Genomic DNA, 11,837 nt, shown 5'->3' on the forward strand with positions numbered 1-11,837 from the left:
CAGCATTCCAGTTGCTGAAATCGAAAAGTGGGTTCTCTTCGTTGGTAAGCTGCTCGGTGTACAGCTCTTTAAATTGTTCGGCATTGGTCATGGCAATCTTGTCCGTCACTGATTTCCAGCCGAAAGAGGTATTGATATTTACCCTTGTCTGTCCCTCTTTGGCCTTTTTGGTGGTGATGATGATCACACCGTTTGCACCACGTACTCCGAAGATGGCCAGTGATGACGGGTCTTTCAGGACTTCCATCGATTCGATGTCTTCCGGATTGAGGAAGTTGATATTGTCGTTGAAGAGTCCGTCTACGATATATAAAGGTTTGTAACCGTTGATGGAGTTTGTACCCCGGATACGAATCTCCGGATCGTCTCCGGCACGTCCGTTATTGATAATTTGTACTCCGGCTATCTTGCCCTGTAAGGATGATAGTGGATTGGTAGCAGGCTTGTTGGCAATCTCTTCACCTTTTATATTGGTGATAGAGCCGGTCAGGTCACGTTTTTTGGCGCTACCATATCCGATGACAACGGTTTCGGCCAGCATTTGCGAGTCGTCTTTCATTACGACGTTGATCACTGTCTGCAGTCCTACGCGGATGTCTTGTTTCTGCATGCCGACGTATGAGAATTCAAGCACATTTTCCGGCATCACGGAGATAGAATAGTTGCCGTCGAGGTCGGTAACGGTTCCGCTTGCAGTACCCTGTATCAGTACCGAAACTCCGATCAAGGGTTCGTTCTGCGCGTCGGTTACCGTACCTGTCACCGTTTTTGTCTGGGCAAATAGGGGTGAAGCGGTTAGTAACAGACATGCCAAGGCAAGGATACTCCTTAGCCAGGAAAGTTTCTTCTCTTTAAGAAGAGGTTGTAAAGGTTTAGGTCTCATTGCATCAAATTTTACTATTATATGAACTACTTTATTAGAATGTTTTTTCATCCGCCTTCCGTATCGAGCGACGGCAAAAATATTAAAGTGAACAAATAAGTAGTAAAAAAGATTAGGGCAAGCGTGTTAATACTGATTTTTAACACTGAGAGGGGGGATTAATGGGAGAAGGGAGAGGGGAGAAGGAAGAGCTTTTTAGGCGATGAGTTTTATCTTATTGGAACGATGAGTTTTATCTTATTGGAACGGTGAGTTTCATACTGTTGGAACAATGAGTTTTATCTTATTGGAACAATGAGTTCCAATCGCTTGAATCAAACGGAAGAAAGAGAGGAATGTAATAGGCTGCGCTATTATGCTGCATAGCACTTCTCCCCTCTTCATTTTCCCTTCTCCCATTAACTTCCTTTTTTCCATTAACTCCTCTCTTTTTTAGAGGGAAAAACAAGGAAGTATCTCTTTGGCATGTCTCATGCAGTGGAGTATGTCTGCTTCTGTTCCGCAGAATGGTCCTGATTTTTCTATTTTTAGTGTAGACATTGCAGCAGCAAAATGCCCGGCTTCTTCGATGCTTGCTCCGGCTGCCCGTTGATAAAGGTAGCCGATGGTATAAGTATCCCCGCATCCGGTGGCATCTGTGATAACGGCCGGTTCATATGCCGGGATCTGATGGAATGTCTTACCATCGAATATTACCGAACCCATACTGCCGAAAGTCAGTAATACTTCTTTGACACCCCATTCATAAAGCTTTCGGGCGGCTTCCGTTACACTGTCATATCCGGTCAATACTTCCATTTCGTGCTCGTTGACTTTCAGAAAATGTACATATTTCAGTGCTTCTTTCTTTTCCGGCCAGTCTACCGGATACACGCGGGTATTACGTACTTCACGGAGGTAGCCCTGCGAGTCAACGGCTACCAGTCCTTTCCCGGCCAGGTGTCTGATGACATCCACGGGAAAGTCATCGGCCAGCAAGGATCCCAAGTGATAAATATCCGCTTCAATTTCTTTTAAATATTGTGAGGTGAACGGATCTGCTTTGGCAAGCACCCTTTGTGTACGGTCATTTTGATTTTCTCCGTATATGTTTTCGAAATAGACGGAATGTTTGCTGGGGAGGGCTGTTACGTTGATACCGGCGTTGCGCATTCTTTCCACCACATTCAACTCACTTTCTCCTACGGCAGTAACCAGTCTATAGTCGGTATTGTTGAGATGGCGCATGGCATATGAACAATAATAAGCTGTTCCTCCCGGCATGTAAACTGTAGATTGCGGGGTCACTACTTTATCCAGGGTGATATGTCCGATACAACAGAGGGTCTGTTTCTTCATTATTCTGTTCCTTTTATTGAATGAAAAAGCCTCCAAGAGTATTTCTTGAAGGCTTTTTAGTTTTTGTGCGGATGATAGGACTCGAACCTACACGTCGCAAGACACCAGATCCTAAGTCTGGCGCGGCTACCAATTACGCCACATCCGCAAACTTGTTGTGGCTAATTTTTCTTTAGCGGTGCAAAGATAGATATATTTTTTGTTTTCCCAAACGAATGCGAAAGAAAAGTGTTTATTTCAGTAATTCCCGTGCTTTTTCTATGATCGTATCGATGCCTTTTACCTCATCTTCCGACTTCATATCTATTTTTACATCCGGGTTGATGCCCCATTCGATCTGGTTCATGTCCCGGTCGAAATGAGGACTTGCAGAAAAGCGGACTGTCCATCCGTTGGGTAACTCCGATGAAAAAGGCATGCCTGAACCGCCCCCTGTCTTGTCGCCTACAATTACTACATTGGGCAGACATTTCATGTGTTTCACAAAGTCGTTGGTAGCACTATATGAATGCCGGTTGGTAAGCACGGCTACTTTCTTTTCCCAACGGATGTTTTTGGATGGTTCCAGATAGATGGCATAAGGCCTTGAAAAATCGTGATGTCCGGGTCCTGTTTTATGCTGGATGTATCCGGTCAGTATTTTTTCATTGGTGAAACGGGAGGCTATCTGGGTTGAGTTGGTTGCGTTGCCCCCGGAATTCTGACGGACATCGAAGATCAGCGCCTTGCAATCGGCCAGATAAGAGAAGACCACGTCCAGATCGCTGTTTCCAATACCGTCGGCAAACGTTTCATAATAGATATAGCCGATGTTATCACTTAATATCCTGTATTTGAGGCCTGCAATCTGGCGGTAATTCCGTCCCAGATAGTGGGTGTTCTCAATGAGCGATTCGTTGAAATTGACCGGAGAATCGGTCCAGAAGTCAAAGTGACTTTGATTCTCTTCGGAAGTCAGATTGACATGTCCGTCTTTGAGTTCGTACAACATATCGTTCAGCACTCCGAATAATTCCTGATTACTCATTTCCGGATAAAGCCGGCTGCGGTATTCCGTTCCGATGGCATCCCAATCGATATCCTTGTAATCGAGAAAACAGTATTTCTCATCAATTATCTTCCATAGCTGGTCGAAGTTCCCCTCCGGATCATTGACGTACTCTTCCTCTCTGATGCAGGCCGTCAGCCCAGCCAGACAACAGAAAAGAATCCATATCCTCATTACTCCCTTTTTCATCTCTTTCAACTAAATTTATTATCCGCCCGTTGGATGGCGTCGCCAATTCTCCCTTCTCCCTTTAATTAATACGCTCTCACCGCCGCCGGCAATGGGGTCCCGTTTTTATTCCGGATCAGATACAGGTCTTTCACGAACCCTACCATGAATACATGTGAGTAAGTATGTGTCTTGATATTGTTGACGTCCGATTGTTGCAGATCAGCCATGTAACTGAACCGTAACTTGGCATACCGGACCGGAAAATCGATCGACAACATCTGGCGTACGGAAGGTTGGTTGTGTAATGAAGTGAACTGTATTACTCCGTCGGAATTCCCTAACGTGAAAATCTCATAATAAGATTGTCCGTAGTGAGGTGAGAACATGGCCCCCACTACCGGTACATTCACCTGATAGCGGAACGTCAGAGGATAATTCTTTATTTTTGCATGCCAGATGGCCATTGCAGAGGCATCCAGATTGATGAATGCTCTTGCCGAAGCCGGGTTGTTCGTATTGCGCAGGTTGTATACGAATCCACCGTTTATATCTGCCAACGCACCGGCCAGTAGCTTAAAGTTTTCGGTGATACGAAACTGATAATGCAGCCCGTAATTCCAATTCACCAGACCGTTGAATGTGTTGTTGTTTTCTGCATGGTTGTGTGTATACCCTATATTGGCCTGAAAAAAGTTTTGTACGGATACATTTCCGTCCAATAGCTTGGTCATGCGCATGGTTTCCCGGGAGATACGGAAGTCTATTCCTTTGTATTCCTGCGGTGACAGATAGGTGTCGAAGACATTGGTATAGCCAATTCCATACATGGTGGCACGCGTGACGTAGCGATTGGCCTGCTGCGAATCTGCCTGTGCATATATTCCATCACAAAGAGCAAGCAGGCAACAGCCGATCAGCCCCATTTTTAATAGTATGTTCCTTTTCATTGGCAACCCAATTGATTTTAAATGAATCAGAACAGTTTCATCTGTCCCGTCATTTCGTCCAGTATGTCTCCTTCGCTTTTACCGTGATCCGGGTCCAGTATTTCCGGTTCTTCCTCATTCTCTTCTGTTTTATCCGGTGCCGGAGGATCCGGGAAGCGGGTAGGCTCCAATTCATTGATTGTTTCCACAGTATATGTGGTGATACGTTTTCCTTTTGCCTTAAAGCCTTTCACGGCAATAAATTCATCGGCCTCGATGACCATCGGATCGCGGAAACTATCATGTCCGCCAAAGATAACTTCCAGGCGCGGATAATATTCATCTGTCAGCAGAATCAGTTGGGTCGCTTTGTTTTCTCCCAGATAATTTTGCTTACGGGTGGTACTTTCGAAACAGAAGCGTTTCAGATACGGATAGTTCTGTTGGTCGGCATCGTATAAGGCTGCCGTCCACACCTTGTTACCATCGAATTTCTCAACGATACTTACATTGTTTTCATAGTGATTGCTCACGTCGAAATTTGTCGTATAGAATTCGCCGGTGTTCAGAACTACCAAGATGCTGTCGTCACTTTGGAATTCTCCCAGATATTCGCCTCTGCCGTCATAGTTGAGACGCAGTACATCCCGGTCGAACCAGACTTTTCGTCCGCCCAAAGTAGAACCGCCTCTTTGTTTCAAGGCTATTTTATGTACCGGCAGGCGTGTCAGGATAACACCTTGTGCCTGACGGCTCTTGATACCCACTTCGCTGAAGTCGCGCTCGAAGATGATACGGCGTACACGTGGATTGGGTTTTAGGGTTATCTTTATGATTTCGGCTTCTCCGTTAGGGTTGGCGCTGAAATAGGTAATCCGTGATTCCGGAGTTCCCTGAGTGACGTCATACTCACGGTCGCGTACGATGGAGGTCACGGCAAAACGTTTGATATAGGTCGTTCCCTCTTTTCCGTCGCGGTAGGCCACGTTGTAGATGGTACGCTTGTCGTTTTTCTTGAATACGTTGACGTACAATACATTCTTACCCACGAATTTCTTATCGGCAACCGGTGTTATCATGTACTTGCCATCCCGGTAGAAAATGATCACATCATCCAGATCCGAGCAACAGGCCACAAATTCGTCTTTCTTCAAAGCTGTTCCGATGAAACCCTCTTCCCGGTTGATATATAGCTTCTCGTTTGCTTCTACCACTTTGGTTGCTTCGATGGTGTCGAAGTTACGCAACTCTGTCCGGCGCGGGAAGTTTTTACCGTATTTGTCTTTCAACATCTGGTACCAGTCTATCGTATATCCCACGATATTGGCCAGATGTGCATCTATTTCGGCAATGTCCGATTTCATTTTGGCAATGATTTCTTCCGCCTTGTCTGTGTTGAATTTCAAGATACGTCCCATCTTGATCTCCATCAGTTTCAGTATATCTTCTTTTGTTACCTCACGGATGAATTGCGGATAGAAAGGCGTCAGCCGGTTATCGATGTGCTCGCATGCGGCATCCATATCTTTGGATTGTTCAAACTCCTTGTCTTTGTAGATACGCTCTTCAATGAATATCTTTTCAAGGGAGGCGAAATGCAGGCTTTCCTGTAATTCGCTTTTGTGTATTTCGAGTTCCTGCCGAAGGAGGGCGAGCGTGTTGTCAACCGATTTTTTCAGTACATCACTGACTTTGAGGAAGTGCGGTTTGTTGTCGTCGATGACACAGCAGTTGGGTGATATGCTTATTTCACAGTCGGTGAAAGCATACAATGCATCTATTGTCTTGTCCGAAGAGGTACCCGGTGCCAGGTGTACCAGAATTTCTACATTGGCCGATGTGTTGTCGTCCACCTTGCGAACTTTTATTTTTCCCTTATCCACAGCTTTCAGGATGGAATCTATCACTGTGGAGGTCGTCTTTCCGTAGGGAATCTCTTTGATTGCTAAGGTTTTGTTGTCTACTTTGTCGATTCGGGCACGTATCTTTACCGAACCGCCACGTTCTCCGTCGTTGTATTTGGATACATCGATGGAGCCGCCTGTCTGGAAATCCGGATAGAGTTTGAAATCCTCTTCGTGCAGATAGCTGATAGCGGCGTCGCACAAGTCATTAAAATTATGCGGTAATATTTTGGAAGAAAGTCCGACGGCAATACCCTCTACACCCTGTGCCAATAGCAAGGGGAATTTTACCGGCAATGCGATCGGTTCTTTGTTTCGTCCGTCATACGATAGCTTCCATTCGGTTGTTTTAGGATTGAATACTACCTCGAGGGCAAATTTGGAAAGACGCGCTTCGATGTAACGGGGAGCTGCCGCACCGTCACCGGTGAGAATATTACCCCAGTTTCCCTGACAGTCGATGAGCAGATCTTTCTGTCCCAGTTGTACCAATGCGTCTCCGATGGAGGCATCACCGTGCGGGTGAAACTGCATGGTATGTCCTACGATATTGGCAACTTTGTTGTAGCGTCCGTCGTCCAAACGTCTCATGGAGTGTAAGATACGGCGTTGTACCGGTTTTAGTCCATCCATGATGTGGGGCACGGCGCGTTCCAGAATCACGTACGAGGCATAGTCCAGAAACCAGTTCTGATACATGCCTGTAAGTTGATGTTTTACGCTTTCGTTATGTGAGTCTACCGGCTTATAGTCTGAATGTCCTTCGCTCCCTTCCGGGAGTTCTTTGTCCAAGTCGTCTTTCGGTGCTTCAAAATCTTCGCTCATATTGGTTTGGGAATTGTCTGTTCAAGATCGGCTGATTTTCTCAGTTGCAGGCAAAAATACAAAATTTATCGGGAAAAAATGCAAATCATTCTAAAAAACAAAAGTGAACCCGATAAGCTTGGACAAATGAGAGTATCCTATACCGCAAATGGAGAATTTAAGAAGGGGTGTATCTATCTGTCCCTGTGCTTATGTTCTAATGATGGTGTTTGGCTTGGTGCATATAAATGTGGATGGACAAATTTAATAAATTCCCGGATATGCTGTCTCATAACGTTAAAAGTGAAGTGATAATTGTTTAATTCAACTGAAATTGCGTATTTTGCGTTACGTAAAATGCGTTACGCAAAATATGGAATGTATGAGAGACAAACAAAAAAATATCGAATTGAAGAATCTGTTCCTGGTGTATGGATACGTGAGTCCGCATTACTTTTGTGACCGTGAAGAGGAGAGCAGAAAGATGCTTTCAGCTCTGAGTAATCCTGCCGAACGTACATTTCATTTTTGCAGGTAGTAGCCGGCATTTGATGGAGGAGATGTTTACTTCTGCCAAACGTCCTTTTTATCAGAGTTCACAACTGATGGTGTTGTGTGAAATAGAAGAAAATACCTATTACTCTTTTGCGGCCACTTTTTTTGAAAAGAGAGGAGGAAGGTTGGAGAAAGAGGTTTTCGGCTGGATATACAAACGCTTTGAAGGGCATACCTGGTACATGCAGGTTTTGCTTAATCGGCTATACGAGCAGTACGAAACCGTTACTGATATCCGGCAGGCAGAATTCATACTGGCACAGCTGTTGGAGGAGAATACCCCTGTTTATCAGAATTTTATATCTCTGCTTACCGATAACCAATTGCAACTGATGCAAGCCATTGCCAGAGAGGGGAAAGTAGTAATGCCGAACAGTGGAGAGTTCGTTAAGCGTTATGGGCTGAAAGCTTCCAGCAGTGTGAATACGGCCTTGAAATCCCTGCAAGAGAAAGAACTGGTTTATAAGTCTGACAAAGGTTATATCGTATACGACCGCTTTATGGCATTATGGCTGGCAACCTTGCCATGACTTCTCTTCGGAAGTGGTAAATAAGATAAATTAATACCCCCCGGCACCCTATTTATAAGATAAATAGCTATCTTTGTGGCGCTTTTTAGCTGAATAATGATTTCAATTTAATTAAAGATACAACAAGAAATGGCACAAGAAGACGTTTTTAAGAAACTCGTATCACATTGCAAAGAATATGGTTTTGTATTCCCCTCAAGTGATATTTATGATGGATTGGGAGCTGTGTATGACTATGGTCAAATGGGTGTTGAACTCAAAAATAATATAAAGAAATACTGGTGGGATAGCATGGTGTTGCTGCACGAAAATATTGTCGGCATCGACTCCGCTATTTTTATGCATCCTACTATCTGGAAAGCTTCCGGACACGTTGATGCATTCAACGATCCGTTGATTGACAATAAAGATTCTAAAAAACGTTATCGTGCAGACGTGCTTATCGAAGATCAGCTTGCCAAATACGATGATAAGATCAATAAAGAGGTAGCTAAAGCTGCCAAGAAATTCGGTGATGCTTTCGATGAGGCACAATTCCGTGGCACAAACGGCCGTGTCCTTGAGCATCAGGCTAAACGCGACGCCCTTCATACTCGCTTTGCGAAAGCGCTGAACGATAATAACCTGGATGAGCTTCGCCAGATCATCGTAGATGAAGAGATTGTCTGTCCCATTTCCGGAACGAAGAACTGGACGGAAGTGCGTCAGTTCAATTTGATGTTCTCCACAGAGATGGGTTCTACTTCGGATGGTGCCATGAAGATCTATCTGCGTCCGGAAACGGCACAGGGTATTTTTGTGAACTACCTCAACGTTCAGAAAACAGGTCGTATGAAAGTTCCTTTCGGTATTGCACAGATCGGTAAGGCATTCCGTAATGAAATTGTGGCCCGTCAGTTCATTTTCCGTATGCGTGAGTTTGAGCAGATGGAGATGCAGTTTTTCGTAAAACCGGGCACTGAGCTGGATTGGTTCAAGAAATGGAAAGAGATCCGTTTGAAGTGGCATAAAGCCCTTGGCTTTGGCGATGATCACTACCGTTATCACGATCACGATAAATTGGCGCACTATGCCAATGCTGCTACCGACATTGAATTCTTGATGCCGTTTGGCTTTAAAGAGGTAGAGGGTATCCACTCCCGTACCAACTTCGACCTTAGCCAGCATGAGAAGTTCTCCGGCAAGAGCATCAAGTATTTTGATCCGGAATTGAATGAATCTTATACTCCGTATGTAATTGAAACTTCTATTGGTGTGGATCGTATGTTCCTCAGCATTATGAGTGCCGCATATTGTGAAGAACAGCTTGAAAACGGTGAAAGTCGTGTAGTACTGAGACTGCCTGCTGCTCTTGCGCCTGTGAAGTTGGCTGTGATGCCGTTGGTGAAGAAAGACGGACTGCCCGAAAAGGCCCGTGAGATTATTGACGATCTTAAGTTCCACTTCCACTGCCAGTATGATGAAAAAGACAGTATCGGTAAGCGTTATCGTCGCCAGGATGCCATTGGTACTCCGTTCTGTGTAACTGTCGATCATCAGACATTGGAAGATAATTGCGTAACTTTGCGTAATCGCGATACTATGCAACAGGAGCGTGTGGCTATCTCTGAACTGAATAACATCATTGCCGACAGAGTAAGCATTACTTCGCTTTTGAAAACAATCCAATAAAACCTTGACGAATGAATAAAAAAATCTATTTATTACCAATTCTTTTACTGGCTTTAGTTTTTGTTTCTTGTGAAGAAACAAAAGAGGTGAGCATATATGATAACTGGCAAGAACGTAACGAAGCGTTTATTGATTCTCTGAAGGTTGTATATGATAATGAAACGTTAGATGAAGAGGGGCGTAAGTTGGAGCGGTTTGAGTTATTGTCTGCTCCTGATAATTACATGTATTATAAAAGATTGACTCCTGTAACAGGGACTCCTCCTGATGATAAACCTTATAATTATATTAGTGGTTATAAGGCTTCTGAACAGCAACCTTTATATACAGATACTGTATCCGTGTATTATAAAGGTACTTTAATCAATAAGCAACGATTTGATGGCTTCACCGGGGAAGGCCCTAATGTATTTGATACTACATATCGTTTTTGTGTGAGTGGTGTCATGGGGAGTAGTTCTGGCAATGGGGTCATTGTTGGGTGGACCGAAGCTTTGCAGCGAATGAAACTTGGCGAGCGATGGGAGATTTATGTTCCTTGGAAATATGCTTACGGTTCCAATGGTAGCGGTAGTATACTTGGATATTCTACATTGATATTTGATATACAATTATATGACATTGAAGGATATGACTAAAAGGTGAGTCGCCTTTGTGAGATGTAAGAGAAATAGATGGTAATAATATGTATCTTAGAAATGATACGTTTTTTTATACATAATAAGTACACTCGAAAAAGTAATATATAAAACTTTACGAGTGTACTTTTTTGATTCCCCTCCAATAATTACAAGTTATAAATGGTAGTCTATTTCATAAACGGTATTAGCACTTGCTTGTATCCCTCTATATCTTTCGTTGTCATTAAAATTTCTGGTAGTTGTATTAGAGGAGCCACCACGCAGAACTCTATGTTGCCATAAAACAGCTTCATTGCCATTGCTCTTGTTTTCATCATCAATATATATATAATTTTGTATATGAGGAGTAGGAAGGGGCGTGCTACGGTTGGTTAATACTCCATAACTAAATGGTAGGCTGGTTGCAGGCTGTTCGCTGAATCTCCAATATAGGAGAGCATTGTGACTAAAGTTACATAATCCTGTAGAACTAAGCCCGCCATAATCACGTACTTCATTCTTGTTTTTTTTGTCTTCGCAGTCATGATATCTTCTAATAACATCAACATCTCCTTCTGCTACAGACCATACGTAGTCATATAGTAGTAAGGTGCCCCCACCATAATTTCCAGGATCAACTAAACAGAAATGAAAAGTAACATTTCCGTCTGCAGCAGTGTCTCCTGTATTTCCTGTGGTGTATGTATTTCCTCCATCTTCACAATCCATATAGAATACGAACTCACGATTATTTCCACATGTTCCATATTTGAATACTCCAACTTTATTGGTACTACCTCCATAAGGTCTGGCGTCGGTACGAGTTTTACTATTATATGCCAGACAGGTTTGATCCATTGAAGATTGAAGTTTCTTGATTAACCAGGGAGATGCCTTGGTTTCCTTTGTTGTTGTCGGTGTTTCTTCATCTTTTTCCATGGTTACATCTTCTATGGTATACCCCTTTAGCGCAAGTTCGTATCCATTGGCTAAATTTTCTAAACTTTCTGATAAAGAAGCTTGATCTGTACCTACATCGGATAACTCGTTATTCATTGAGCAAGCGGCGAATAGGACACTTAGTCCTAAAATTGTGATTTTCTTCATAATGTTTTTAGTGAATTAGTTAATATGGTGTTTATTTAATTCATCATCTATAAGATGACAAATTTCTTTTGGGGAATCCGAATTTATAATTAAACGTCCATTGATGATTACAGTTGGTGTTGCGTACACTCCGGCTAATGTTAATTGATTAATAGTCTTTTCTATTTTATTTTTTCTTTCTATAGATTTAATATCTTTTCTAAAAGTTTCCATGTTTAATATTTTCTTGGCTATATTATATACTGCTGAAGAATCAATATATCCTTTGTATGTATATAAT

The 11,837-nt window shown here is 43.1% G+C and carries 11 protein-coding genes and 1 tRNA gene; 4 read left to right on the forward strand and 8 right to left on the reverse strand.

Going from position 1 to position 11,837, the window contains the following annotated elements:
• The 6 genes from QVP90_RS13860 to QVP90_RS13885 all read right to left on the reverse strand — a co-directional run.
• Positions 1-883: TonB-dependent receptor plug domain-containing protein (locus QVP90_RS13860; protein WP_288204554.1), on the reverse strand; the 883-nt coding region annotated here is incomplete at its 3' end.
• 432 nt (positions 884-1,315) lie between these two features.
• Positions 1,316-2,221 carry a carbohydrate kinase family protein gene (locus QVP90_RS13865; RefSeq protein WP_007479071.1) on the reverse strand — a complete coding sequence of 302 codons (906 nt, stop codon included), beginning with the start codon at positions 2,219-2,221 and terminating at the stop codon, positions 1,316-1,318.
• Positions 2,222-2,287: 66 nt separating this feature from the next.
• Positions 2,288-2,369, reverse strand: a tRNA-Leu gene (locus tag QVP90_RS13870).
• 84 nt (positions 2,370-2,453) lie between these two features.
• Positions 2,454-3,458, reverse strand: a complete 1,005-nt coding sequence (locus QVP90_RS13875; RefSeq protein ID WP_007479070.1) for a S41 family peptidase — start codon at positions 3,456-3,458, stop codon at positions 2,454-2,456.
• A gap of 65 nt (positions 3,459-3,523) precedes the next feature.
• The gene (locus QVP90_RS13880; protein ID WP_373133582.1) at positions 3,524-4,363 is read right to left on the reverse strand and encodes a DUF3316 domain-containing protein; all 840 of its coding nucleotides are present in this window, start codon (positions 4,361-4,363) and stop codon (positions 3,524-3,526) included.
• Between the two features lie 50 nt (positions 4,364-4,413).
• Positions 4,414-7,095, reverse strand: a complete 2,682-nt coding sequence (locus tag QVP90_RS13885) for a DNA gyrase/topoisomerase IV subunit A (RefSeq protein ID WP_021936781.1) — start codon at positions 7,093-7,095, stop codon at positions 4,414-4,416.
• 361 nt (positions 7,096-7,456) lie between these two features.
• Here QVP90_RS13885 and QVP90_RS13890 point away from each other — a divergent pair, with 361 nt between their 5' ends.
• From QVP90_RS13890 to QVP90_RS13905, 4 genes are all read left to right on the forward strand, one after another.
• Positions 7,457-7,612 carry a hypothetical protein gene (locus QVP90_RS13890; protein ID WP_264380815.1) on the forward strand — a complete coding sequence of 52 codons (156 nt, stop codon included), beginning with the start codon at positions 7,457-7,459 and terminating at the stop codon, positions 7,610-7,612.
• A gap of 13 nt (positions 7,613-7,625) precedes the next feature.
• Positions 7,626-8,159, forward strand: coding sequence for a helix-turn-helix domain-containing protein (locus tag QVP90_RS13895; RefSeq protein ID WP_021936783.1), 534 nt, complete (start codon positions 7,626-7,628; stop codon positions 8,157-8,159).
• 129 nt (positions 8,160-8,288) lie between these two features.
• Positions 8,289-9,830: a glycine--tRNA ligase gene (locus tag QVP90_RS13900; protein ID WP_021936784.1), complete on the forward strand. Its 1,542-nt coding sequence runs from the start codon at positions 8,289-8,291 to the stop codon at positions 9,828-9,830.
• Between the two features lie 11 nt (positions 9,831-9,841).
• On the forward strand, positions 9,842-10,468 hold the full coding sequence (locus tag QVP90_RS13905; protein ID WP_021936785.1) for an FKBP-type peptidyl-prolyl cis-trans isomerase: 627 nt from the start codon (positions 9,842-9,844) through the stop codon (positions 10,466-10,468).
• 156 nt (positions 10,469-10,624) lie between these two features.
• On the opposite strand, the gene QVP90_RS13910 is transcribed toward QVP90_RS13905, so the two are convergent.
• Positions 10,625-11,557 (reverse strand): hypothetical protein, encoded by a 933-nt coding sequence (locus tag QVP90_RS13910; RefSeq protein WP_021936786.1) that lies wholly within the window; start codon positions 11,555-11,557, stop codon positions 10,625-10,627.
• A gap of 15 nt (positions 11,558-11,572) precedes the next feature.
• Positions 11,573-11,837, reverse strand: a 265-nt coding sequence (locus QVP90_RS13915; protein WP_288204559.1) for a DsbA family protein, incomplete at its 5' end; no start/stop codon positions are given.

The organism is Bacteroides sp. CAG:189 (assembly GCF_000432295.1).
GTDB classification, from domain to species: domain Bacteria; phylum Bacteroidota; class Bacteroidia; order Bacteroidales; family Bacteroidaceae; genus Bacteroides; species Bacteroides salyersiae.